The organism is Kribbella sp. NPDC050281 (assembly GCF_040655855.1).
In the GTDB taxonomy this organism is placed as follows: Bacteria; Actinomycetota; Actinomycetes; order Propionibacteriales; family Kribbellaceae; genus Kribbella.
Genome location: NZ_JBFAKS010000005.1, coordinates 148,581 through 173,783, shown reverse-complemented (window position 1 = coordinate 173,783; position 25,203 = coordinate 148,581). Strand labels below are relative to the sequence as shown.

At 67.3% G+C, this 25,203-nt stretch carries 16 protein-coding genes; 7 read left to right on the top strand and 9 right to left on the bottom strand.

The window, feature by feature from the left end; all coding sequences use genetic code 11:
* The first annotated feature begins 197 nt into the window (after positions 1-197).
* A complete protein-coding gene (locus AB0I34_RS07935; protein ID WP_360441273.1) occupies positions 198-1,196 on the top strand; it encodes a LacI family DNA-binding transcriptional regulator in 999 nt (332 codons plus the stop codon).
* 4 nt (positions 1,197-1,200) lie between these two features.
* On the opposite strand, the gene AB0I34_RS07930 is transcribed toward AB0I34_RS07935, so the two are convergent.
* Positions 1,201-2,472 (bottom strand): putative glycoside hydrolase, encoded by a 1,272-nt coding sequence (locus AB0I34_RS07930; RefSeq protein ID WP_360441270.1) that lies wholly within the window; start codon positions 2,470-2,472, stop codon positions 1,201-1,203.
* 110 nt (positions 2,473-2,582) lie between these two features.
* On the opposite strand from AB0I34_RS07930, the gene AB0I34_RS07925 reads away from it, so the two are divergent.
* The gene (locus AB0I34_RS07925; protein ID WP_360441267.1) at positions 2,583-3,245 is read left to right on the top strand and encodes an SGNH/GDSL hydrolase family protein; all 663 of its coding nucleotides are present in this window, start codon (positions 2,583-2,585) and stop codon (positions 3,243-3,245) included.
* A 19-nt stretch (positions 3,246-3,264) separates the two neighbouring features.
* Positions 3,265-4,602 (top strand): Gfo/Idh/MocA family oxidoreductase, encoded by a 1,338-nt coding sequence (locus tag AB0I34_RS07920; protein WP_360441264.1) that lies wholly within the window; start codon positions 3,265-3,267, stop codon positions 4,600-4,602.
* Positions 4,603-4,654: 52 nt separating this feature from the next.
* Here AB0I34_RS07920 and AB0I34_RS07915 read toward each other — a convergent pair whose 3' ends face one another.
* Positions 4,655-5,440 carry a 6-phosphogluconolactonase gene (locus AB0I34_RS07915; RefSeq protein ID WP_360441261.1) on the bottom strand — a complete coding sequence of 262 codons (786 nt, stop codon included), beginning with the start codon at positions 5,438-5,440 and terminating at the stop codon, positions 4,655-4,657.
* A gap of 125 nt (positions 5,441-5,565) precedes the next feature.
* Here AB0I34_RS07915 and AB0I34_RS07910 point away from each other — a divergent pair, with 125 nt between their 5' ends.
* Complete coding sequence (locus tag AB0I34_RS07910; protein WP_360441258.1) at positions 5,566-6,723, top strand: amidohydrolase family protein; 1,158 nt, start codon at positions 5,566-5,568, stop codon at positions 6,721-6,723.
* A 3-nt stretch (positions 6,724-6,726) separates the two neighbouring features.
* On the opposite strand, the gene AB0I34_RS07905 is transcribed toward AB0I34_RS07910, so the two are convergent.
* From AB0I34_RS07905 to AB0I34_RS07875, 7 genes are all read right to left on the bottom strand, one after another.
* Positions 6,727-7,515: a phytanoyl-CoA dioxygenase family protein gene (locus tag AB0I34_RS07905; protein WP_360441255.1), complete on the bottom strand. Its 789-nt coding sequence runs from the start codon at positions 7,513-7,515 to the stop codon at positions 6,727-6,729.
* Positions 7,516-7,545: 30 nt separating this feature from the next.
* Complete coding sequence (locus AB0I34_RS07900) at positions 7,546-10,434, bottom strand: beta-galactosidase (protein ID WP_360441252.1); 2,889 nt, start codon at positions 10,432-10,434, stop codon at positions 7,546-7,548.
* Between the two features lie 59 nt (positions 10,435-10,493).
* A complete protein-coding gene (locus AB0I34_RS07895; protein WP_360441249.1) occupies positions 10,494-14,150 on the bottom strand; it encodes a Calx-beta domain-containing protein in 3,657 nt (1,218 codons plus the stop codon).
* 38 nt (positions 14,151-14,188) lie between these two features.
* Positions 14,189-18,196, bottom strand: coding sequence for a Calx-beta domain-containing protein (locus AB0I34_RS07890; RefSeq protein WP_360441246.1), 4,008 nt, complete (start codon positions 18,194-18,196; stop codon positions 14,189-14,191).
* A gap of 117 nt (positions 18,197-18,313) precedes the next feature.
* Positions 18,314-19,294, bottom strand: a complete 981-nt coding sequence (locus tag AB0I34_RS07885; RefSeq protein WP_360441243.1) for an ABC transporter permease subunit — start codon at positions 19,292-19,294, stop codon at positions 18,314-18,316.
* Positions 19,295-19,297: 3 nt separating this feature from the next.
* On the bottom strand, positions 19,298-20,194 hold the full coding sequence (locus AB0I34_RS07880) for a carbohydrate ABC transporter permease (protein ID WP_360441240.1): 897 nt from the start codon (positions 20,192-20,194) through the stop codon (positions 19,298-19,300).
* Positions 20,195-20,217: 23 nt separating this feature from the next.
* The gene (locus AB0I34_RS07875; RefSeq protein WP_360441237.1) at positions 20,218-22,005 is read right to left on the bottom strand and encodes an extracellular solute-binding protein; all 1,788 of its coding nucleotides are present in this window, start codon (positions 22,003-22,005) and stop codon (positions 20,218-20,220) included.
* Positions 22,006-22,315: 310 nt separating this feature from the next.
* Here AB0I34_RS07875 and AB0I34_RS07870 point away from each other — a divergent pair, with 310 nt between their 5' ends.
* From AB0I34_RS07870 to AB0I34_RS07860, 3 genes are all read left to right on the top strand, one after another.
* On the top strand, positions 22,316-23,110 hold the full coding sequence (locus tag AB0I34_RS07870; protein ID WP_360441234.1) for an SDR family NAD(P)-dependent oxidoreductase: 795 nt from the start codon (positions 22,316-22,318) through the stop codon (positions 23,108-23,110).
* Positions 23,110-24,498 carry an adenylosuccinate lyase family protein gene (locus AB0I34_RS07865; RefSeq protein ID WP_360441231.1) on the top strand — a complete coding sequence of 463 codons (1,389 nt, stop codon included), beginning with the start codon at positions 23,110-23,112 and terminating at the stop codon, positions 24,496-24,498. Before AB0I34_RS07870 ends, AB0I34_RS07865 begins: the two co-directional genes overlap by 1 nt.
* The coding region (locus AB0I34_RS07860; RefSeq protein ID WP_360441228.1) for a thiamine pyrophosphate-dependent dehydrogenase E1 component subunit alpha at positions 24,495-25,203 on the top strand (709 nt) is incomplete at its 3' end. The genes AB0I34_RS07865 and AB0I34_RS07860, both read left to right, overlap by 4 nt.

The window sequence follows — 25,203 nt, the reverse complement described above, 5'->3', positions numbered from 1 at the left end:
AGCGCACGGGATCTCCCTTCGATCCCCGGCCGGACCGGCCGGAGTGAGATGAGACTGCCAACGTTTGCAGCAAGAGTCAACTGTTTGCAGTGGAATCCCGACCAAGTGGTTACAATCAGGGTCAAGAGTCACGGCAATCGTTTGCGGTACGATGCGGCAACGAGCACTGATCTATCACGACGACCGGGGAGCTTGCATTGGCTGTCACGCTGGCGGAGGTGGCCGCGGCCTGCAACGTGTCGACCTCGACCGTGTCGCGGGCGCTGACCGATCCGGAGAAGGTCAACGCCGAGACCCGGACCCGGATCGAGCGGGTCGCCCGGCAGCTCGGGTACGCGCCGAGCCGGGCCGGCCGCTCCCTGGTGTCCGGCCGGACCGACACCGTCGGCCTGGTCGTGCCGGACATCGCGAACCCGTTCTTCCCGCCGATCATCAAGTCGGTGCAGGCCCGCGCCCGCGACAAGCGGTACGCCGTACTGATCGCGGACACCGACGAGCACGTCGCCGACGAGCTCGAGCTCGCCCGCGGGCTGAGCCGTCAGGTCGACGGCCTGATCCTCGCGTCGCCGCGGACCGCGCCGGCCGAGCTGACCAGGCTCGCCCAGCAGCTCCCGGTGGTCTTCGTGAACCGTGAGGTCGAGGGCGCCCGCAGTGTGGTGATCGACGAGGCCGAGGGAATGCAGGAGGCAGTCGAGCACCTGGTCTCGCTCGGACACCGCCGGATCTGTTACCTGGCCGGCCCGCGGCGGTCCTGGTCCAACCAGCAGCGCCGCGACGCACTCGCGACGGCATGCGCGGCCAACGACGTGGAGCTGCGCGAGCTCGGCCCGTTCGAGCCGCAGATCCAGGCCGGTATGCGGGCCGCCGACCTGTTGCAGTCCGCCGAGGTCGCGGCCGCGATCGCGTACGACGACCTGATCGCGCTCGGAGTGATGTCCCGGCTCACCGAGCGGGGCATGCAGGTCGGCCGGGAGATCAGCGTGATCGGCATCGACGACAGCCCGCTGTCCACGGTGACGCACCCGATGCTGACCTCGATCCACGTCCCGGCCGCGGAGCTCGGCTCGGCGGCGGTGGACCTGCTGCTCGACCAACTGCGCGACGGCGCGGAGCTCGGCGCACCGACAACGGTCAAGCTCGAGACCCGCCTCGTGATCCGGGGATCGACCGGCGTCGCGCCGGCCGACCCCCGGTGAACAACTAGCTCTTCTTCAGGACCAAACCGGTGTTGGCGGGTACGTCGATCCGGCCCGTGTACCGCACGCCGTGCAGGTCGGTGAACGTCCCGGCGGGGAGTCGCAGCTGCGCCGGCTGTGCCGACGACGGGTTCACCACGGTGATCCCGTCCCGGTACGAGCGCGTCCACAACACCGGACCACGTCGTACCGGCGGAGTGATCGCCGTACCGAGATCGGCCGCCATCTCCGGGATCTCGTTGAAGCCCGCGTAGTCCTTGCTCCCGGTGCTCTCGAGCATCGCCGGCGCCTCGCGGTACAGCAGGTAGTTCGCCACGACCCACTGCCGTTGCTCAGGCGATGCCTCGTACCAGAAGCTGGTGGGCAGCTTGTTCATCACGACGGACGGCTTGCAGCGGTGCCGGCGCAGCAGGTCGAACATCAGCTGCCACTCGTCGTCGGTCACGTTCTCCACCCGGTGCACCGTGAAGCCCTGCTCGTTCAGCCAGATGTCGGAGATGTCGATCATCTGGTCGAGCGCGGCCATGTACTCCGGCGACTTGTCCTGAAACTCGTCGTGCAGGCTTCCGTTGAACGTCAGGTTGAACGCGACCGCGACGCCGCGGGCGTGCGCGTAGTCCCGCAGATACCGCAGCCAGTCCAGTACGTCGGCGACCCACGCCGGGTCCTTCGGGTCGGAGCCGAACTGCTGGACCCACTGACCATTGGCGTCATAGTGACCGCTGACGTGAAAGTCGTTGCGTACGCCGATGTTGTCGACGGCAATCACCTTGAAGCCGGCCGCGATCGCCGGGTCGAGCAGCGTGCTGGTGTACCACTGCCGGACCTCGGGGTTGCTGATGTCGATCGGCGTGTAGACCTGGTTGTTGAACTCCCAGGCCGGCGTCGTCCGGTCGGGGGTGTACTCGATCCAGTCCGGATGGTTGGTCTTGAACCACTCCGGCGTGTACTGCCGGGCGGGCGCGTTGCGGAACGCGGTGACGTACGAACTGGCCAGCACACCTTGAGGTTGGGCCGACTGCAGCGCGGCCCAGACGAATCCGACCCGGCCCGCGTACACGGACGGATCGGCGACCTGGCGGTCGAACACCTGCGCCTGCAGTACGCCGTGGTCCCGGGTCACCGGCAGTGGGACGGACGACTGCGCAGGTGCGCAGGTGCCACCGGCCTGGTCGGGCACAGGTGGACTCGGTTCACTGGCCTGCGCGGACGGTGCGAGCAGTCCCAGGCCGGCTGCGAGAACCAGCGCGGCCAGGGACGTTCGGCGGAGTCTCATGGACATTCCTCTCGTGACTCAGTTCTCCCCAGTGGCGGAGGGGGTGCGCTGGACGATACGGACTGCAAACGTTTGTCGCAATAGCAGAGAATCTTGCTATCGTGTCGGCCATGGCGAACACCATCGGGAGATCGGCCCTGGCGGCCGCACTACAGTCGGAAGAGCCGATCCGCTGGTCCACGATCGGCGACAGCATCGCCCAGGGCGCGCACTGGACCGGCGCCGAGCGTGACTACGTCCAGCTGCTCGAGGAACGGATCCGCTACGAGCTCACCCGGTACGGCGACTCGTTCGTCCGCTGGGCCGTCTCAGGGGCGAACACCGAGGACACCCTCGGCCGGCTCCCCGCCGCCCTCGACCTCGCGCCCGGCCTGGTCCTGATCGGCGTTGGCACCAACGACGCGAAGGCCGGGGCGGACGGCGTCGAGAAGTTCGCGCAGCGCTACGACACCCTGCTGAGCACCATCCTCGAGACCGGCGCGATCGTGGTCGCTCAGACGCCGACCGCCGTACTGCGGACCTGCCGGTACAACCTCGGCGACCACCTCCCGGCGTACGCCGAAACCATCCGCACTGTCGCCGCTCGGCGGAACGTGGTGCTGGTCGACCACTTCGCGCACTGGACCACCGCCGGGAACGGCTGGGCACCGGCCCAGTGGATGGCCGACCCGACCCACCCGAGCGGTCGCGGCCACCGGGTGATCGCACGGACCTTGTTCGAAAGCCTTGGCCTGTACGCGGCCGACAGCGCCTGCTGCCGGTTGCTCGACTGATCTCAGCTGAAGGAGACCCATGTCCTCGATCCGCCGGTACGCCGTCTGCGGTCTGTCCGCCCGCGGTCTGGCCAGCTTCGTCCTGCCGATCCTCGGACTGACCGACCGCACCGCCGACGGGGGTTTCGGGTACGGCAGCGACGAGGACGACCTGTCCGGGTACGCCGAGGTGGTGGCGATCGTCGACACCGACGCAGACCGGGTCGCCGAGTTCAACCAGGCACTGCAGCGCCTCGGCCGCTCGCCTATCCCGTTCTTCCCACCGACGCAGTACGACGAGATGCTCGCGACCGTCGTACCGGACGCGGTGATCGTCACCTCGCCCGATCACACGCACGAGGAGTACATCATCGGCGCGCTGCGGCACGACGTGGATGTAGTCACCGAGAAGCCGATGGTCAGCACCGCCGCAGCCGCCCGGGCAGTGCTCGCGGCCGAACGTTCATCGAACGGGACCGTCCAGATCACCCACAACTTTCGCTACCCGGCCGCGCATCGCAAGGTGAAGCAGCTGATCCTGGCCGGCACGATCGGGCGGATCACGCGCGTCGTGATGGACTACCACGTCGACCTGCGGCACGGAGCGAGCTACTTCCTGCGCTGGAACCGCCGGCGCTCGCTCTCCGGCGGATTGCAGGTCCACAAGTCGTCGCACCACTTCGACCTGCTCAACTGGTGGATCGGCTCCGCGCCGGACGAGATCTTCGGGTACGGCGCTCTCAACTACTACGGCCCAGCGAGCCCGCACCGTCCCGGCGGCGAGCTGTCCGTCGGCGAACTGCGCGCCAAGGACCCGTACTTCCTTGCCCAGCAGGAGTCCGGGGTCTTCCCCACCGACGACGACTCCGCCCGAGCGGGCCTGTTCGGGCTGCACTATCCCGGGCAGTATCCGGGATCGCGACCGCTGTACCTGTACGACGCCGAGATCGACATCGAGGACACGTACAGCGCGGTCGCGCGCTACCCGAGCGGCGCGAGCCTGACGTACTCCATCGACTTCTCCAGCACCTGGGAAGGATTCCGGGTCAGCATCGCCGGCACCCACGGCTCGATCTCACTGCTGCACGGCCGCACCGTGGACGGCACCGCACTACCGGCCTCCGACCACATCACCGTCTCCGAACTCTTCGGCCCGACTCGCGTCATCGAGGTACACCCGGAAGCCGGCGGCCACGGCGGCGCGGACCCGCTGATGCGGCGTGACCTCTTCACCGGCCCGAGCCCCGAGTCCGTCGAGCTTGGCCTGATGGCGACCAGCACAGAAGCGGCGTACGCCGTGGCCATGGGCGACGCTCTGACCCAGTCGATCGCCACCCGCCGCCCCATCAACCTCGCCGCGCTGCTCGACCTGAGCTGACCACCCGTCCCAACTCGCGGGGGGACAATTCCCGCGAGTCGGGAATCGGATGTCAGGCGGTGGCGGGGAGGAGATCGAGGGACGCGGCGGCGGAGGCGGCGTCGAGGTAGAGCTTGGCGTGCGGAGTACGGCGGAGGATCGTCGACGGGCAGGCGGCGTCGATCGGCAGCGTCAGGGTGTTGCGGACCGCGACGGCCTTGCGCTGCTCGGGGGCGACGACCTGCACCACCCGGGCGCCGAGCAGCGCCGGAACGGTCAGCGAGATCGCCGTCGGCGGCACCGACGCGATGTCCGGGAAGTGCCCCTCACCGACCTGCTGGTGCAGCGATTCCGGCGTCAGCCTGATCGGCTTGACCCAGCGCGGGTCGTCGAACTCCGCCTGCCCCGGCTCGTTGAACGCAAGGTGCCCGTTCTCCCCGATCCCCATACAGGTCAGGTCGATCGGAGACTGCCGCAGCAGTGCCTCGTATCGCGCACACTCTGCGTCGACGTCGGGCGCCTCACCGTCGATGTACTCGACCCGCGCCGGCCCGAACGGCTCCGCGATCCGTTCGGCGATCCAGCGCCGGAACGACGCCGGATGGTTGGCGTCGATGCCGACGTACTCGTCCATGTGGAAGACGGTGACCTGCGACCACGGGACGTCGTACCCGGCGAGGGCCGTGACGAACGCGAGTTGCGAGTTGCCGGTGGCGATCACGACGCGGGCCGCGCCGCGCTCGGCGACCGCGCGACTGAGCACATCGGCGGTGCCGGCGGCGGCCGCCGCAGCCATGTCCGCGGTGTCGGCGAAGACTTCGAGGCGGAGATCCTCGATCTGGGTCCGGGTGTCGAGCACGTGCACTCCTCGGGACGGATTGACGGGTGTAGGCTACAAACGTTTGCAGCAAACTAGCAGGTTTTGCCGTGAGTCCCAAGATGCTGTTGTGTAGTCCCCGAACCGGACGCCTGAGGAGGCCCACTGTGTCGAGCGAGGTCCTGGAAGGTCACACGGCCGGCGGCCGCGGCGTGCGGGTGCGGTTCTCCCCCGCCGGCATCGAGGAGATCGCCGGCCACCCGTCCGCGCCGGACCTGCTGCTGATCCCCGGCCTGGTCGACCTCCAGCTCAACGGGTACGGCGGCCTCGACGTCAACGACCCGTCCCGCCCGGCGAGCGAACTGCCCGACCTGGTCCGCGCGCTCTGGGGACAGGGCGTGACGACGGTCTTCCCGACGATCATCTCCGCCGACGACCCGACCACGACCACCCTGGTCAAGCGAGCCGCCGCCGCGCGCGCATCCGATCCCCACACGGCGCACGGCGTACCGGGGCTGCATCTGGAGGGGCCGTACATCTCATCCGAGGACGGTGCCCGCGGCGCCCACGACCCGGCCGTCATCCGGGACCCCGACGCCGGCGAGTTCGATCGCTGGCAGGCCGCGGCCGACGGCGCGATCGCGATCATGACCGTCGCCCCCGAACGCACCGGCGCCATCGAGTTCACCCGCCACCTCGCAGCACACGGCGTACTCCCGTCGGTCGGGCACTCGCTGGCGACGGCCGCCGACGTCCACGCCTTCGCGGCCGCGGGCGGACGACTCTCCACGCATCTCGGCAACGGTCTTCCCGCCCAGATCCACCGCCACCAGAACCCGATCTGGGCGCAACTGACCGAGGACGCCCTCACCGCGGGCTTGATTGCCGACGGCCACCATCTGCCCGCCGACACCTTCGCCGCCCTGGTCCGCGCCAAGGGGCCTTCCCGGTGCGTCCTCACCAGCGACGCCGCCGCCCTGGCCGGGTGCGCGCCCGGCGACTATCGGACCGCGGTCGGCGGCGCGGTCACTGTCACCGGTGACGGGAGCCTCCGTCTCCACGGCACGCCGTACCTGGCCGGCAGTGGCGCCTCGCTCCTCGACTGCCTCCGCTGGTCCACCAGCCCCGGCGGCCTCCCCGTCGAGACCGCCGTCACCATGGCCACCACCACCCCCGCCGACCTCCTCGGCCTGCGCGACCGTGGCCGCCTGGAGGTCGGCACGCGCGCCGACCTCCTCCAATTGACCCGCACCCCTACCGGCGGCATCGGGGACCTTGCCGCGGTTGTTGTCAACGGTAAGCTGATTGCCTGCAGCAACGGTTAGGGATCACTTCCAGGCGTCGGAACCGCGGAACGGCAGATGCCGACCGGCGATGTAACGAGGGCGCGGGTTGTAGGCGTTGACGCCCGGCCGGCCGCGCAGCAGGAACGCACTCGGGAACGGTTGCTCGTCTCCGGTGATCTTGGTGGAGGTCGGGATGTAGCGGATGGTGAGACCACAGCGCCGATTCGGCGAGGTGTTCGCGTTGCTGCCGTGAATGATGTTCGGATGGTGGACTTCGACGTCGCCGGGGGCCAGCACCATGTCGACGGCACGGGACTCGTCGACGTCCTTGGACGCGATCTCCAGGCCGAGGACATTGTCGACCCGATCGTTGAGCAGCACCTCGCTGAAATCGTTCTTGTGACTGCCGGGGATGAGTCGTACGCAGCCGTTCGCCGGGGTCGAGTGGTCGACGGCCAGCCACAACGTCACCACCTCGATCGGATCGAGCGGCCACAGAGATCCGTCCTGGTGCCACAGCACCGCCTTGCCGGAGTACGGCGGCTTGCTGATGTAGTGCGATGCGAACAGAGCGATGTCGGGGCCGACGAACAACTCGGCGATGTCGAGCAGCCGGTGGTCGCCGATCAGCCGGACCCAGAACGGATCGTCCTTGACGTACAAGTGCCCGAGATCTTCGGGCCGTACGTCGGGGTGGCGTTGCTGCAGCCACGCGACATGGTCGTTGGCCTCCGCAACGAGCTCGGGGTCGACGACGTCCCTGAAAATCATGTATCCGTCGCGTTCGTACTGCGCCAGCGCCGATGTGCGCTGCTGTGCCGACACGGTCATCGGTGGCTCCCTTCTCTCGTAGTACGGCGTTCAGTCCGCCGACAGACGTACCTCGGTCCAGCGCCCGGCGTCGCCGTACACCAGCCGGGCGTGGTGCGGCCGGCAGCCGAGCTCGTCGAAGACGACCAGCCGGTTGTCGTCGCCCATCCAGCTTCGCGGCAGGTAGTACGACTGCTGGGCACCACCGGACCGCCAGTACCGGCCGGCATTGCGACCGTTCAGGAAGATCTGGCCTTTGTCGAGCGCACCGATGTCGAGGTAGACCGGCTGATTGCCGGCAGGCATCGGGAACCGCGTCTCGAACCACGACGGCGACAGCACCCGATTCTTCGGCGCGAGCCGCGCCCCTGCGGGCAGCAGGACCAGCACACTGCTGTCGACGGCTCCCGTCGTCACGGCCGTCCCGGCCGCGCCGGGGTCTGCTTCCCAGCGCCGCCACTGCCAGTTGACGCAGCGACCCCGCGCCGGAACGGCGTACACGGCAAGGTTGTCCAGGACGTCCTGCGCCGAGCACCCGGTGTACTGGACCCGGACCGTCACGACCAGCTCGTCCAGGACGGCCCCCACCGAGCAGCCGGCGTACTGCATCCGGACCTTGCCGGCGCTGTGCGGGATCTGCCAGCTGAGCCAGCGCTTGATCGCGGAGAACATCGTCCACGGCGATTCCGGGAACGACATCGGCGGCACCTCGACGCCGCCGGCGTGTACCCACGCGTGCACGCCGTGGAGCACTACCAACGCCTCCTCGTCCGGCCCGAGCGTCAAGTCGAACTCGACCGCCGGCAGCGGCTCCGGCGTGCGGTAAAAGGTGTCGTAGAGGAAGCCGAACGCCTCGGCGGACACCGGTTGCGGCTCGATCTCCTGGACACCGGCGATCTCGATGCGGCGAGACCCTGCGAACACCGGGCCCTGGATGCCGACCGGAACCGGTACGTCGTAGTTGTGCCCGAGGTCGTCGGAGAGGAAGACCAGCCGGTTCGTCCCCGCATCCAGCGTCACCGGCAGTTGCTCGAAGGCCCAGTCGGCCGGATGCGCGTACTCGTCCCGCATCCGCACCGAGCGCCGAGCGGCATGGGTGCCGTTGTACGTCCCGTTCACCCAGACCGAGACCCGGTTCGGGGCCTGAGTGAGCAGCAGATTCCGTACGCCGGCTTCCGCGGACTCCACCTCGGCCGCGTACCACACGTATCCCTGCGTGACTCCGAGGCGCTCGTGGGACACCGGTTCGGTCAGCGTGAGCCACCCGGACGAGGGGTCCAGGCCGGCCGGAGACTCGCGCCATCCGGACAGCTCGGGCGGACTCGAGTCGTGCTCCATCGGCTCACACCGATGCGGCACCGGCCGCCCGGTCCGGTCCAGGCTGACGACCGGTGGCGAGCCGGCGCTGACCATGACGTCGAGCGAGTCGCCGTCCCCCACGTAGTCCGGGCCGAAGACGACCTGGCCGCCGGCGAGCCAGCAACGCCGAGCCATCTCCTCGTCGACGACGACCAGAACGACATCGCCCGCAGACCGGTGCCCGACGGCGCTGTGCTCGACGGCGCGGTGCTCGACGGCGCGGCGGCGCACCGGGATCACGAGCTCCTCGCCGTTGACGCTGACGACACCGTCGGTGCCGGCCGGGCCGTACAGCACCACCGTCCGCCGGGCCTCGTCGCGTACCAGCAGCGACAGGTTCCCGTAGTCGATGGTGACGCCGTCGAACACGGCGAGGTTCACCGGTAGCACGGCCGCCCGCACCTCACCCAGCGATACCGGTAGCGACCGCCCGTCGGCGAGTGTCAGGACAAGTTCGGCCCGCCCGTCGGCGGTGGAGACGAACAGCAGGTCTCCCCTACCGGACCGTCGTGCGACCACGCGCGCACCTTCGACGACCCACTCACCGGCGATCTCGTTGCTGTCGGCAAGGAACTCGGCGAACTGGTTCGCGAACAGATTCGGCGGGCGGATGGCGTAGTACTTCTCGGTCAGCTGTCCGCCCTCGCCGACCGGGTAGCCGGACGCGTACGAGGTGACGATGTTGTTGCCGGCCCAGAATCCGAAGTTCGTGCCGCCCTCGAACATGTAGTAGACGAGTTGGGTTCCGGCCGACGTGTACTCGTTCGCTGCCCGCGCCAGCGACGCCGCGTCCGGCCAGTCGGTGGCCGGTTCGCCCCAGTAGTACGGCGCGCCCGACCAGAACTCGGAGACGATCAGCGGAGCGTCCGGCTGCTTGGCCCGGAAGTCTTCGACCTGATCGACCTCGGTGTGGTGGTTGTAGGTGAGAATCAGGTCCGGGTCGAGGATCTGGTCGGCCGGGTCGGTGGAGTTGTTGATCTTCACGGTCGTCGGTCCGGCCGCATGCACGTTGCAGGCGAGGATCGGTACGTCGATGCCGTGCTTGCGGAACAGGTCCGTCAGCTTGTGCACGTAGCGGCGCATCGAGTCGTCCCATCCGCCGGGATACTCGTTCTCGTTCTGGACTGTGAGGACCGGACCGCCGTTGGTCGCCTGGCGCGCGCTGACAATCGGCAACAGCCGGCCGAACCAGCTTTCCACCGCAGCCAGGTAGACCGGGTCGTCCTCCCGGAACCGCCGGACCGGCCGTGCGCACAGCCAAGCCGGCAGTCCGCCCCCGTCCCACTCGCTGCAGATGTACGGACCCGGACGCACCATCGCCCACATCCCCAGCTCGGCGATCAGGTCGATGTAGTGGGCGAGGTCCTTGTCGCCCTCGAAGTCGACCGTGCCTTCCACCTGCTCGTGGAAGTTCCAGGGCACGTACGTCGCGATCGTGTTGAGCCCGGCGTTCCTGGCCCGCAGCAGCACGTCACGCCATTCGGCCCGGGGATGCCGAAAGTAGTGCACCTCACCGCCGACGATCCAGATCCGCTCGCCGTCGTGGCTGAACGACTGTGCGTCGTACGTCAACCTGCTCAAGAGTCGCTCCGTTCAGTGGTGGCTTCCCCGGGGCCGGCCCGGCCCCGGGGAACCTCGAGTCAGGTCGTGATGTCGACCCGGTCCGCGACCGTCCAGGTGCCGGCCGCGTTGTCGTTCTTCGTCCCGGTGATCCGTACCTTCAGGAGGTGGTCACCGGCCGGCAGCACCGGGCTGGTGTAGCGCAGTACCTGACCGGCCGAGGTCGCCGAGTAGTTGTCCACCAGCGTCTCCGCGCCACCGTCGACCGTGACCCCGACGATCCCCATCACGCTGCCCAACTCGGAGTAGAGCTTGACCTGCGTGCCGCTGAACCGCACCTGGTAGTAGTCGCCGCTCACATTCGAGAACGTCACGTCGTTCTGGTACGCCGACGCGTTGGCGTTCACGCCCCATCCCCCGACGAACTCGAACTGGTTGAGCCCGGTCCCGGTCGTGTGATCGTTGACCCGGACGACGCCGTCCGGCGGCGGCTCGTCGTTGGACACGGTGACGAAGGCCGAACCGTCGTGGATCGCCGCTCCGCCGGTCGCATTGGACAGGTTCACGAAGAATCGCTCGTCCGGTTCGTCGGTGGTGTCGCCTGTGATCGTGACCGGGATGTCCTTGGTGGTCTCACCCGGTGCGAACGTCAGCGTCCCGCTGGTGGAGAGGTAGTCCTGTCCCGCGACCGCTGTGTCGTCGGCCGTGGTGTAGTCGACCGTCACGGGACCGGCGCTGGCCGGAGTCAGGGTCACACGGACAGTGGCCGTCGACGTACCGGAATTGCCTTCGGGAACGGCCGCGTCGCTGATGTCCAGCGACATCGGCGGCGCGTACATGTAGATGTCGTCCACCCACGCGTAGCCGCCGGTCGTCGGCTTGTAGCCGTAGATCGTCGCACTGGTGCTGTTCGGACCCGTCGCGAACGTGATGGTCTTGTCGGTCCACGACGTCGCGCTCTGCTCCTCGTAGACCTCGGGTCCGCCGTAGTCCTTCACGCCGAGCCGGACCGTCTGTCCGTCGGAATTCGCCCGCAGGAAGCCCCTGATCTTGTACGTCGTGTTGGGCGTCAAGCCGGTGACCGTCTGCTCGATGCCGTCCTCCCCGGTACCGAGCGCGATCCCGGTCTTGAAGTGGTACCGGGCCGTCACCGCGCCGTCGGCATGGTCGTACGTCGGCTGCGCGGTCTTGTCATGGGTCCGGGTCCAGCCGAACAGGCTGTTGATCGTCGGCTGTCCGATCCGGTTCAGGTCGAGGCTGCCGTTGACCATCAGATCCGTGTAGTCGGTGTCGAGGAACCCGAACTGCGGGTCCGGTGGGTCGGTGGGGTCGTACCCGGCCGTCCAGGTCGCGCCGCCGGCCTCGAACGCGCCGATGTCGGGCGCGCTACCGGTGAAGCCGTCGGTGATGCCCCGAATCGGCGTGCCCCGGTCCCGGGCGGGTGAGCCGGGCGCCAGCTGGAAGTCGTGCGCGGCCGGGTCGGCGAACCCCGGGTCGCCCTGGTCCAGGTTGTTGCTGAACACCGCGCCGATGTTCGAGGCGCCGGTGCCGATCCCGTCGACCACGATGTTGTTCACGATCCGGTCGCCGTACGCGTCCAGGCCGTACGTCGGCTCCGAGACCTGGATGCCGCTGTGGTTGTACGTCGTGTTGTTGTACACCTGGACGAAGTTCGACAGCCGGTTCACGACGATGCCCTGCCAACTGATGTTCCAGGTCACGTTGTCGTACACCAGTGCGTTGGCCGAGGACTCGTCCAGATAGATGCCGCAGGTGTAGTCACCCTCGCCGTTGCTGCGGTGAGCGTTGTCGTGGAAGTAGTTGTGATGGATCTCGGAGTGACCCAGGTCATTGTGCGCGACGTACAGCAGACCGGTGTCGTGGGCGAAGTAGTCGCCCTGGGAGAAGTCGTTGTACTGGATGATCGACGAATGGAACTCGCCGCCGATCAGGGACCGACCGGAGTTGTAGACGGTGTTGTTGCTGATCAGGTGGCCGAGTCCGGTCACCTCGATCGCGGAGTTGAACACGATCCCGCCGTAGGTGCCGTCGTGGATCAGGTTGTTGACCAGCTTGTTGTGCTGACCCCCCACTGTCACCAGCGAGCCGGAGGCGTACGCGATCTCGCTGTTCTTCAGGGTGTCTCGGGTACCGCACACACAGATGCCGCCACCACGCCCCGCGCCCCACTGGAGGTTGTAGTCGTTGGGGTACTTGGCGTCGATGCCGTCGATGACGTTGTCCGAGCCGCGCGCGGTGTCGATCGTGGCCGCGAACAGATTGATGCCCTTGACAACCATGTTCGACCGCTCGGTCAGGTCGAAGCCCAGGTCGCGCGCCTTGTACTCGATCCTGTGCCGCTTCGGGCTGTCGCTCCCCGTGGTGCGCAGGTAGAGCTGGCGCGCGGTCTTGTCGTAGAACCACTCACCCGGGTAATCCAGCGCGGCGAGCTTGCCCATGATGAAGTACTCCGACCCGCCGAGTCCCCAGTCGGCCAGGTCGATCACGTAGCCCTTCGACAACTCCTTGCGGAAACTCAGCGACACCACACCTTCGGTGGTCGGCTTCAGGTCAGCCGAGTAGACGAAGTCCTTGGCAGGCTTGCTGGTCTCGTACTGCGCGATGGTCCCCTTGGACTGCGGTTGCGTGAAGCCGTGCATACTCGTGCCGTCGGACTCCCACCAGCCGGTCTCCTCCCCCTTGACCCACCCGTTGATGTTGCTCGCGAAGGTCGGAGCGACCAGTCCCGTCGGCTCGTGGGCGGGGTTGGTGCTGAGGATCTGGGCGTCGACGTTCGTGAAGTCGGCCCGCGCGGCCACGTCGGCGCTGTCCGACTCGACCGCGAACCCGAACGTGCCTTCGGCGATCGTGGCTCCCGAGACCGAGATGACCTTGTCTCCGTCGACCGACACCACGATGTTGCCGCCGATCGCACTGACCTCGACGTGGTACGTCGTGTCCGGAGAGATCGGCATGCTGTTCGATCCCAGCACGCCACCCGGGCCGTACAGGGTCACGGTGTCGTCGTACGTGGAGAGCTTCACCTGGTACTTGTCCTGCGACCTGTCGAGGTGCAGGTCACCGGGAGTCGAGTTCTTGACCAGCACGCTGCTGAAGTTCCAGGCGCCGGCGTCCTCGACGAACAACGCCGCCCCGTCCCAGGTCCCGGCCGGCTGGTTCAGGTTCACGGGATCGTGCAGCAGACTGCCGGTCGATCCCGCTGCGTCGCGGTCCCACAGGTTCGGGTCGTACAGGTTCCCGACGGGGGTGTTCGGCGACCGGGCGAGGTTGTTCGCCACTCCGTCGACGTACACCTGGTCGAGGAAATCGCCCATCGGCAGCGAGGCCGGCACGCGGTAGATGCTGTCGTGGGTCGCCGACCATGATCCGGTCAGCAGATCGGCTCCGCTGACGGTGACCTTCGCACCGTTGTCGGGCTCGAAGGTGATCGGCCGGCCGGACGTGCCGGAGTTCTTCGGCCGGACGGTCTCGCGATAGGTGCCGGACCGGATCTTGACGGTGTCGCCTGCCCCAGCCTGCGCCGCGGCCTTGCTGATCGTCTTCCACGGCTTCTGCGCGCTGCCGTTGCCCTTGGTGTCGTTACCCCTGGCCGCGTCGACATAGTACGCAGTCCCCACTGCCGCGGCCGGTGCGGCCACGGCGACGACTGCGGATCCCGATACCAGCGCGAGCGCGGCCAGACCGGCCACGACAGACGCTGTTCTCTTCCTTCGCATCAGTCCACCCCTTGTTGTCCGGGAGCCATGCTCCTGCCTCACGAGAACACCTCGACACGGTCCGCGACGTGCCACGTCCAGCTCGCGCCGGCGTTCTTCGTCCCGGTGACGCGGACCTTCACACTGTGCTGACCGGGCGTCAGCGGTGGGCTCGAGTAGACCAAGACGTTGCCGGCGTGGGTCGTCGCGTAGTTGTCGATCAGCGTCTCGGCCCCACCGTCGACGGAGATCGCGGCGATCCCCATGGTCGTGTCCCGCTCGGAGTAGACGTTGACCTGCGTGCCGGCGAAGCGGACCTGGTAGTAGTCGTCGGCCCGGTCCGAGAACGTCACATCACTCTGGTAGGCCGTGGCATTGGTGTTGGTCGCCCAGTTCCCGACGAACTCGAACTGGTTGAGCCCGGTGCCGACCGTGTGGTCGTTCACCGAGGTGGTGGTGACCGGCGCGTTGATGACGTCGACCCGGTCCGCAGTCGTCCAGGTCCAGCTCGCACCGGCGTTCTTGGTGCCGGTGATCCGGACCTTCAGCACGTGTTGTCCGGAACCGAGGAGCGGACTGGTGTACACGAGTTGCTGGCCGGCGTGCACCGAAGCGTAGAGGTCGACCATCGTCTCCGGCCCACTGTCGACCGACACGGCCGCGATCCCCATCACCGTGTCCTTCTCGGTGATCAGCTTGACCTGGGTGCCGATGAACCGGACCAGGTAGTAGTCGTCGGTGCGGTCCGCGAACGTCACGTCGTTCTGGTACGCCGTGCTGTTCGTGTTGGTCGGCCAGTTCCCGCGGAAGTCGAACTGGTTGAGCCCGGTTCCGGTGGTGTGGTCGTTGATGCTGACGGTGCCGATCGATGCGTCGTCCGCCACGATCGTGCCGACTCCGATGCCGTCGGCGATGGTCGCGCCCGCCGGGGTGGAGAGCTTGAGGGCGAACGACTGGTCCGGTTCCACCAAGGTGTCGCCGACGACCGGTACGGTCACCAATGTGCTCGCCGCGCCCGGAGCGAAGGTCAGCGTCCCGCTCGTCGCCGCGTAGTCGTTCGGTGCGGTCGCAGTACCGTCGGCGGTGGAGTACGGGACAGTCACCGTGCCCGTGCTCACCGGACTCAGGGTGACCTTGAAGGACGCGGACCTGGTCCCCGAGTCGCCCTCGGCGACCGAGACGTCGCTCACGCGCAGCATCGGCTTCGGGGTCGGCGCCGTCGCGTGCACCATGATGTCGTCGACGAACGCATAGCCACCAGTCGTCGACTTACTCGCGTAGACCGTCGCGCTGGTGGCGGCCGCGCCGGTGGTGAAGGTGAAGGTCTTCTCGCCCCACGCCGTCCCGCTCTCGTCCAGGCCGGTGTCGGTGCCGCCGTAGTTCTTCACCCCGAGCCGGACCGTCTGGCCGGCCGCCTCTGCGCGCAGATATCCCCGGACCTCGTACGTCGTGTTCGGCGACAGGCCGGTGATGGTCTGTTCAATGCCGTCGGCTCCGGTGCCGAGCGCGACACCGGTCTCGGACTTGAACCGGCTCGACAGTGTGCCGCCGTTGACGTCCAGCACCGGCTGCGCGGTGCCCGATCCGGTCCGGGTCCAGCCGTACAGGCTGTTCATCTGTGGGTGCTGCATCCGGTTGAGGTCGAGGCTGCCGTTGACCGCGAGGTTCTCGTAGTCTGTGTCGACCGGCTGGTAGGAAACGATCGGTGGGTTCTCGAGGTTCTGTCCGGCGGTCCAGTCCGCGCCGCCGACCTCGTACGCGCCGATGTCGGGAGCGGATCCCTCGAATCCTTCGGTGATCCCTCGGATCGGGGTTGCGGCGTTACGTGCGGCCGACGCCGACCGCAGGTGCAGGTCGTTGCGCAGGGCATCGACGTACTGCGGGTCGCCGCCGAGCGGGAAGTTGTTGCCGAAGACCGCGCCGATCGCGGTCGCTCCGGTCCCGAGCTCGTTGGTCGCGATGTTGTTCTGGATCCGGTCGCCGTACGCGTCGATGCCGTACGTCGGCTCGGAGACCCGGATGCCGGAGTTGTTGTACGTCGTGTTGTTGTAGATCTGGACGAAGTTGGACAGATGGTTCGCGACGATGCCTTCCCAGGTGAGGTTCCAGGTCACGTTGTCGTAGATCAGCGCGTTCGCCGACGACTCGTCCAGATAGATCCCGCCGGTCCAGTCGCCTTCCCCGTTGCTGCGATGGACGTTGTCGTGCCAGTAGTTGTGGTGGATCTCGGAGTTGCCCAGATCGTTGTGCGCGGTGTAGAGCATCCCGGTGTCATGGGCGAAGTAGTTGCCGTGATGGAAGTCGTTGTACTGGATGATGTTGGCGAAGAACTCACCGCCGATCAGCGACCGCCCGGAATGGTAGACGTTGTTGTTGCTGACCAGATGGCCCTTGCCGAGCAACTCGATCGCGGAGTTGAAGACGAACCCGCCGTACGTCGCGTCGTGGATCGAGTTGTTGACGAGCTTGTTGTCGTCCTTCTGCAGCGTCACCAGCGATCCGGACGAGTAGGCGATCTCGCTGTTCTTGAGCGTGCCGTTCGTACCGCACAGGCAGATGCCGGACGTCCAGCCGTTCTGCAGGTAGTAGTCGGTGACGTACTTGGCACTGATGCCGTCGATCACGTCGTTCGAACCGTCGGTCGTGTCGATCGAGGCGGCGAACACCTTGACACCCTTGACCACCACGTTCGAGCGGCTGTACAGGTCGAAGGCCAGGTTGCGTGCCTTGTACTCGATCGTATGGCCGGCGGGATTGTCGCTACCGGTGGTCCGCAGGGACAGCTGGCCCGCGGCCTTGTCGAAGTACCACTCCCCCGGGTAGTCGAGCGCCGCGAGCTTGCCCATGACGAAGTACTCCGTGCCGTCCTCGCCGCCGCCGTACCCCCAGTTGGCCAGGTCGACGATCCAGCCCGGCTGCATCTCCTTGCGGAAGGTCATCGTCGCGATCCCGGCCGAGGTCAGCTTGACGTCGGCCGAGTAGCTGAAGTTCTTGGCCGTCGTCGGTGTCTCGTACCGAGCCGTGGTCGCACCCACCTGGGGCTGCGTCGTGCCCTTCAGCACGGACCCGTCGGTCTCCCACCAGCCGGTGTCGACCGGCATCGACCAGCCGCGGATGTTGCTGGCGAAGGTCGCGGTGTGCCGGCCCGACGCCTGGTTGGTGTCCTGGCTGGTGATCGTGGCGTTGACGTTGGCGAACTCACCCTTGGCCGCGGCCGACCCGCTGTTCGACTCCAGCCCCAGCCCGAAGCTCCCCTCGGCAAGATCGGAGTTCGTCACCGCGATCACCGGGGTCGCGCCGTTGTTCACGAAGACCTGGATCGAGCTGCCGGCGGTCACGACCTTGAGGTTGTACGTCGCGTTCGGCACGACCGTCAGCCCGTACGTGCCGAGGACCCCGCCCGGGCCGACGAGCTGCAGGGTGTTGTCGTAGCCGGACAGCTTGAGCTGATACGACTTCTGGTCGCGCTTGAGGTTCAGGTTGCCGGGGGTGGAGTGGTCGACCAGCACGCTGCTGAAGTTCCAGGATCCGGAGTCCTCGGCGAACACCGCGGCGCCGTCCCACGTGCCGGCCGGCTGATCGAGGTTCACCGGGTCGTTGAGCAGGTTCTGGTTCGACGCCGACGGGTTCCGGTTCCACAAGGCCGGGTCGTAGTTGTTGCCGACCGGGGTGTTCGGGGATCGGGCCAGGTTGTTCGCGACCCCGTCGACGTACACCTGGTCGAGGAAGTGCCCCATCGGCAGATTCGCGGTGGAGCGGTAGATGTCGTTGCCCTGCGCGGTCCAGGAGCTGGTCAGCAGGTCGGCGCCGCTCACTGTCACGTCGGCGCCGGAGTCGGGCTCGAACGTGATCGGCGCGGCCGTCGTACCGCTGTTCGCCGGCCGCACCGTCTCGCGGTACGTGCCGGACCGGATCTTGACGGTGTCGCCCGCCCCGGCCACCGACGCCGCCTTGCCGATGGTCTTCCAGGGGCTGGCCGAGCTGCCGGATCCGGTGCTGTCGCTGCCGGTCGCGGCGTCGACGTAGTACACCGAGGCCGCGTACGCCGGTGCGCCGGTCACGGCCATCAGTGATATCGATGTCAGAGCAAAGACGGATGCAGACGTGATGAGCTTTCTGAGCATGACAACCTCACGAAGAATGGGCGGACTTCGGTGAGTGCTGGACCTACTGGCAGGCGTGCGTCACCACAGGCTCCAGCCTGACGTCTTCCGGGCGATCTTGTTGGCCGACAGCATGAGCACGAGGGCGAGGATGGATTTGAACAGCCCGATCGCCGTCGCATAGGAGTACTGCGGGATGTCGGACGCCAGACCCACCTTGTAGACATACGTGTCGATGACCTCTGACACGCCGAAGTTCAACGGGTTCTGCAGCAACAGGACCTTCTCGAACCCGAGCGTGAACATCGACCCCATGGTGAGGACGAACAGGATGACCGCCACCGGCGCGATGCCGGGGAGGTCGATGTGCCAGATCCGGCGCAGCTTCGACGCGCCGTCGATGACGGCCGCCTCGTACAACTGCGGATCGATCCCGCTCAGCGCGGCGAGGTAGACCACCGCCGAGAACCCCACGCTCTGCCACGCGCCGGACCACACGTACACGTGCCGGAACCAGCCCGGCGACGTCACATCGATCGGGCCCAGGCCGACCAGGTGCAGGAGGGCGTTGAGCAGTCCGGTGTTCGGGTCCGCGAGCACGAACACCATCCCGACGACGATCACGGTGGAGATGAAGTGCGGGGCGTAGGTGACCATCTGCACGGTTCGGCCGAACCACCGCCGCCGTACGTAGTTCAGCCCGATCGCGAGCACGATGGGCAACGGGAACGTGGCCACCAACTCGTAGATGTTGAGCACGATCGTGTTCTTCACCACTGGCCAGAACTGGTACGACTCCACGAACCGCTGGAAGTACTTGAGGCCGGCCCACGGACTGCCGGTGATCCCGTCGACGACGTTGTAGTCGCGGAACGCGATCTGGACGCCGTACATCGGCCAGTAGTTGTAGATGGCAAGCAACAGCATCGGCACCGCGAGCATGACGTACAGCTGCCAGCAGCGCTTGAGCTCGCGCAGCACGCGGACCCGCCGGCGCGGCCGGGGCGGGGCCGCGGCGCTGTCCGCCTTCTGGTCGCGACGCGACGACAGCACAGTGGTCATCAGTCAGCCCTTCAGCGACCCGATCATCAGGCCCTTGACGAAGTACTTCTGCACGAACGGATACGCGAGCAACGGCGGCAGGCTGCTGACCACGATCAGGCTGTACTTCACCAGGTCGCGCAGATGTTCCTGGCGAGCGAGCGCCGTCGGGTCACTCAGCTGGCTCGGATCGACGGTGTTCTGGACCAGGATCTGCCGCAGTACCAGTTGGAGTGGGAACAGCTGGTCGTCGGTCAGGTAGATCAGTGCGTTGAAGAACTGGTTCCACTGACCGACGGCGTACAGCAGTGCGTTGACCGCGATGATCGGCTTGGACAACGGCAGGACGACCCGGAGGAAGAACCTGAAGTCGTCGCAGCCGTCGACCCGCGCCGCCTCGAGCAGCTCGTCCGGGATCGTCATCTGGAAGTACGTGCGGGTGATGATGACGTTCCAGATCCCCAGCGCGGTCGGCACGATCAGGGCCCACCGGGTGTTCAGCAGGTGAGTCTGCTGAACGACCAGGTAGGTCGGGATCATGCCGCCACTGAACAGCATCGGGAACACGAAGTACGCCGTGATCAGGCCGCGACCGTACAGGTCGCGGCGCGACAACGGGTACGCCGCGAGCAGTGTGACGACGACACTGAACACCGCCCCGACGACCGCGTAGAAGATCGAGTTCGCGAATCCTCTCGCGATCGACTTGTACTCGAAGATCACCTTGTAGCCGTCGAGGTCGAAGTTCACTGGCCACAGCCAGACCTTGCCGGCGGCCACCGCCTGCGGATCGCTCAGGGACGCGCTGACGATGTACGTCAACGGGTACAGAACCATCAGCAGAAAGACACCGAGAACCAGGTAGTTCGCCACAGTGAAGAGCCGGTCCGGCCCGCTGTCGCGCTCCGCCGCTGCTGCCATCGAGTCGCCCCCAGTTCCGCCGATTACTTGTACTTCTTCTGGTACGCGTCCTGCTGGATGGCCAGGTAGTTCTTCAGGCCCATCTTGTCCAGCGTCGCGAGGTAGCCGTCCCACTGCTTGTCGTCGTTGACATCGACGTCGCCGAGGCTGAACTTGGCCACCATCTGCGAGACATAGTTGTTGATCGTGGTGGACATCTCACCGGCCTGCGCTGCCTGGTCCTCGGACAGACCGAGCGGCGGCAACTGGAGCCCCTTGTCCTGCTTGTAGGCGTAGTAGTCGCGTGCGGTGTACTCGTGCAGCGGCTTCTCGAACGGCGGATTCTTCTGGTCCACCGTCTGCGCCATCCGGAAGTCGGTCGAGCGGTACTGGACGCTCTTCTGGTTCCAGGTCTTGCCGTCGAGCTTGGACGAGCCGTAGTCGCTCGTTGACGTCCAGATCGCCTGCTTGCCACTCAGCCCGATCTCGCCCTTCTTCGCCCAGTTCCAGTCCTGGCCGAGCATCCCCGAGGTCGACCGCAGGACGGCCTCGAGCTCGTACTGGGCGTCGGCCCACATGAACGCGATCTCCGGGTGTTTGCAGGCCTTCGTGATCACCATGGTCCCGGTGGTGACCGCACCGTAGTAGTTCCACGCCGCCACCCGGGTGCCGTCCGGTCCGGCCAGCTGCGGGACCGTCTCGTAGGAGCGCCAACGGGCGTTCGCGCCCTTGTCCTCGATGTTGACGAACGAGCCCTGGTAGAACGCCCGCACCGAGCCCAGCACCGGTGCGCCGGCCTTGTTGCCGAGCCGCTTCAGCGCGTCCTCGTCCTGGGTGAAGCTCACCTTCGGCAGCAGGCCCTGCTTGGCCAGCTTGTTCATGTACTTCAGACCCTCGCGCCACTGCGGCTTGTTGAAGGTCACGTCGACAGTGCCGTTGTTCAGCACCAGCCACGGGGTGCCCGGGTTGTACATGAACGCCCCCATGAAATAGGTGTCCATGCCCTCCCACGAGTAGCCCATGAACGGGACCTCGTCGCCCGGCTTGCCGTCGCCGTTCGGGTCACCGGACTTGAACGCCTGCAGGACCTGCTCGAACTCATCGAGCGTCTGCGGCATCTTCAGCCCGAGTTTGTCCAGCCAGGGCTTGAAGATCCAGGTCCGGTCGGCGCCGGCGGAGCAGTGGAAGCAGTCGTTCAGGTTCGGCAGCGAGTAGATGTTCTTGTCGGTCGAGGTGATCAGCGACTTGGCGTCGGGATATTCCTTCAGCACTCGCTGCAGCTCGACGCCGTAGTCGTCGATGTAGTTGTTCAGCGGCTGGAACAGGCCCTGCGATCCGTAGAGCAGCTCCTGGGCCGGCGTGAAACCGATGGACATGAAGATGTCCGGGAGCTCGTTGGCCGCGATCATCGCGTTGACCTTGGTGACCGTGTCCTCGGCGGTGACCGTCTGCCACTCGATGTGGACGCCCGTGCGCTGTTCGAGCCAGGTGGTGAACGGGTTCTTGCTCCAGTCACCGACCAGCGGGTCCGCCGGCACGACCACCTTCAGCGTCACCGGATCGGTCGTGACCTTGCTCTTGGTCGAGGCGATCGGCCCGACGTACCCGTCGGGATAGAGCACGTCGGCGCGTGGTGTCGTCGCAGGGCCTTTCACCGCACCGGACAACGACGAGCCCGTGGCGTCGTCACCACCGCTACAGGCCGCCAGCACCGATGCGATGCCGGTGGCCGACAATCCGAGCGCGACGGCGCGCGTCACGAAGGCTCGCCGGGACATCTCACCCCGTGCGACCCGGCGGACCAGGTCGTTCGTCTCACGGTCGGTCGGCATGACTGTCTCCTCATGGTTCTGTGCGTCCTCAGGGGGACTTGGTAGGCGGCTCAGGGACAGCTACGGATCGATCCGGCAAGACGTCGCGGGGCGTCGACGTACTTGTCTGGGATTTCTGGTCAACCGGTTGATCAATTCGTGCGTGAGGCCAGACGCTAGTGACCGGCGTCTACACTGTCAATACGTCAAATGCAAGCAAATCAACCGGATTTGGACGCCTTGTCGGCCGCCGTTCGGCTCGTCTACAGTGCTCGTCAACCGATTGACCGATGTTTCACCGACGGACGTGGGACGCGGTCACCGCCACGGGATGGGATGGCTGGTAGGCATGGTGCGCAACCTCGAGGGACGGCGGATCCTCGTCACCGGCGCGGCCGGGGGGATCGGCTCGGCGGTCGCACGGCTGCTGAGCGAGGGCGGGGCGCAGCTCGCTCTCAGCGATATCGGCACCGATGACCTGGACCAGCTGGCCGGTGGACTGGCCGGCAGTGGGAAGGTCACCGCCCTGCCGGCGGATCTGTCCAACACCGCCGAGGCGAGTGCGCTGGCCGGACATGCGGCTGCCACGCTCGGCGGACTCGACGGCCTGGTGAACTGCGCGGGCATCATGCGGACGACGCCGTTCGCGGAGGTCGCCGCAGCGGATTGGGAACGCATCCTCGCGGTCAACCTCACCTCGACGTTCCTGGTCACCCAGGCAGCGGCCACCGCGATGCGCGAGACCGGTGGCGCGATCGTCACGATCGCTTCGGTGGCGGCCCGGTCCGGCCGCCCGGACGCGCCGCACTACGCCGCGTCGAAGGCCGGCTTGTTGTCGATGACCAAGTCGGCAGCGCTGGCGTACGCACCCCGGGTGCGCTGCAACGCGGTCTGCCCGGGCGTCGTCCGCACCGCGATGTGGGACGCGATCATGCGCGATCGGGATGCCCACTTCGGCGTCGGGGCCGGAGAGCGCTGGCTGGACGAGGTGCGACGCAGCACACCGTTGGCCCGCACGGGCACACCGAAGGAAGTCGCGAACGTGGTCGCCTTTCTGCTGAGTGACCTGGCCTCGTTCGTGACCGGCCAGGCACTCAACGTCGACGGCGGCTTGGAGATGGACTGATGAACGAGACATCCGGAAGCCGTGTCGGCTGGTTCAACCTGCTCGACACGCTGCACGCCGACACCGTCACGGCCGAGATCTGGAGCGAGGACGCTGCCGTGCAGGCATGGCTCGACGTCGAGGCCGCACTGGCACAGTCACAGGCCGACGCCGGAGTCATCGCGCGGTCCGACGCCGATCAGATCGCCGCCGTGTGCACGCTGGACAACATCGACCTGGACAGCCTGTGGACCCAGGCCCGCATCGTCGGCTATCCGATTCACCCACTGGTCCGGATGATCGCCGCGAACCTGCCCGCCGGGCCTGCCGGCCGGGTCCACTACGGCGCCACCACCCAGGACATCATGGACACCGGCCTGTCCCTGCAACTGGACCGCACGGCGCGCCGCCTGCTCGGGCTGCTGACAGATCTCGGCGAAGCGCTCGCCCGGCAGACCGAGGAGCATGCGGGGACAGTGATGGCCGCACGAACCCACGGCCAGCAAGCCGTCCCGACCACCTTCGGCGCGAAGCTCGCGGTGTTTCTGGCCGAGGTCACCCGGCACACGCGCGACATCGACCAGGCTCGGCGCGAGGCCGTCGCGGTCTCTCTGTTCGGAGCCGGCGGCACGAATGCCGCGCTCGGCGAACAGGCCGCCCAGGTCCGGCACGCCCTCGCGGGCCGGCTCGGCCTGACTCCGGTCGACGTGCCGTGGCACGTGAGCCGGGATCGGCTGGCACGCTTCTGCCTGACGTGTTCCGCGGCCGCGGCGACCTGCGTGCGCTTCGCGCGCGAGATCGTCGACCTGTCCCGGTCCGAGATCGCCGAAGTGCGTGAGCGCGACGGGCACCACCGGGGCGCCTCCTCCACCATGCCGCAGAAGGCCAACCCCATCATCTGCGAGGCCATCATCGGCTTCGGGATCACCGCGGGATCGACCGCGACCAGCATGCTCCGCGCGATGGAGGCCGGTCACGAGCGCAGCGCGGGCGAGTGGCAGGTGGAGTGGCACGCCGTGCCACTCACGCTGGCAAGTTGCGCCTCCGCCGTACGGCTCACGGCTGACACCGCGGCAACCATCCAGGTCTTCCCGGAGGCTATGGCCGGCAACCTCGCCCGCGACGGCGGCTTGCTGATGAGTGAGGCTGTGATGATGCAGCTGACCGACGTCCTCGGCCGCGCGGGCGCGTTCGACCTGGCCTACCAGGCTGCCAAGCAGGCCCGCTCCGGCGGCACGGACCTCGCCACCGAGTTCCAGGCTCTGCTGACACCCGAGCAGCGCGCCGGCGTCGGTCCCCTCGACATTGCACCCGAGTCGTATCTGGGTGAAGCTGCCGCGATCTGCGGGGCCGCGATCACCGACTGGCAGCAGACCCGCAAGGAACTGATCACAAGGGAGGGCGTATGAGCGACCCGGAGCTGGTGGTGCGGCTCGCGGATCTGCGGGCGATGTGGCGGATCCGGGCCTTCGAGGAGAAGGTGCGTGAACTTCGGCTCGCGGACGCGATCGTCGGCTCGGTGCACCTGTGCATCGGTCAGGAGGCGGGGCCGGTCGGGACCTGCACCGAGCTCAGGCCTGATGACGCGCTGTTCGCCACCTACCGCGGGCATGGCTGGGCCATGGCCCGCGGAGTGCCGGCTGAGGAGATGTTCGCAGAGCTGCTCGGCCGCAGCACTGGCGTGAACGGGGGTCGCGGCGGCTCTGCGTACTTCACTGCACCCGAGTACGGTTTCCACGGCGAGAACTCGATCGTCGGCGCCGGCGTGCCGATCGCTGTCGGCGCCGCCCTCGCGGCTCGGGTCCGCGGTGACGATCGCCTGGCTGTCGCCGTGTTCGGTGACGGCGCGATGAACCAGGGCGCGGTGCACGAGGGGATGAACATGGCGGCGGCGTTGCGCTTGCCGGTCCTGTTCGTCTGCGAGAACAACGGCTACTCCGAACTGACGCCGATCGCCGCGATGGTGGGCGAGCCGGAACTGTGGCGGCGCGCGGCGGCGTACGGATTCACCGGACACCGTGTCGACGGCAACGATCCGGCGGCCGTCCGGACGGCCGTGGCCCGCCCCGCCCAGGCGGGCCCCCCCCCCGCAGGACAGCGCATAGACGAATTTA

What these genes read in the sequence shown, in the direction of transcription:
- AB0I34_RS07925 (WP_360441267.1), top strand. Translation starts at nt 2,583, where the DNA reads ATGGCGAACACCATCGGGAGATCGGCCCTGGCGGCCGCACTACAGTCG.
- AB0I34_RS07890 (WP_360441246.1), bottom strand. Translation starts at nt 18,196, where the DNA reads ATGGCCGTGACCGGCGCACCGGCGTACGCGGCCTCGGTGTACTACGTC.
- AB0I34_RS07880 (WP_360441240.1), bottom strand. Translation starts at nt 20,194, where the DNA reads ATGGCAGCAGCGGCGGAGCGCGACAGCGGGCCGGACCGGCTCTTCACT.
- AB0I34_RS07870 (WP_360441234.1), top strand. Translation starts at nt 22,316, where the DNA reads ATGGGATGGCTGGTAGGCATGGTGCGCAACCTCGAGGGACGGCGGATC.
- AB0I34_RS07865 (WP_360441231.1), top strand. Translation starts at nt 23,110, where the DNA reads ATGAACGAGACATCCGGAAGCCGTGTCGGCTGGTTCAACCTGCTCGAC.
- AB0I34_RS07875 (WP_360441237.1), bottom strand. Translation starts at nt 22,005, where the DNA reads ATGCCGACCGACCGTGAGACGAACGACCTGGTCCGCCGGGTCGCACGG.
- AB0I34_RS07920 (WP_360441264.1), top strand. Translation starts at nt 3,265, where the DNA reads ATGTCCTCGATCCGCCGGTACGCCGTCTGCGGTCTGTCCGCCCGCGGT.
- AB0I34_RS07895 (WP_360441249.1), bottom strand. Translation starts at nt 14,150, where the DNA reads ATGCGAAGGAAGAGAACAGCGTCTGTCGTGGCCGGTCTGGCCGCGCTC.
- AB0I34_RS07905 (WP_360441255.1), bottom strand. Translation starts at nt 7,515, where the DNA reads ATGACCGTGTCGGCACAGCAGCGCACATCGGCGCTGGCGCAGTACGAA.
- AB0I34_RS07885 (WP_360441243.1), bottom strand. Translation starts at nt 19,294, where the DNA reads ATGACCACTGTGCTGTCGTCGCGTCGCGACCAGAAGGCGGACAGCGCC.
- AB0I34_RS07930 (WP_360441270.1), bottom strand. Translation starts at nt 2,472, where the DNA reads ATGAGACTCCGCCGAACGTCCCTGGCCGCGCTGGTTCTCGCAGCCGGC.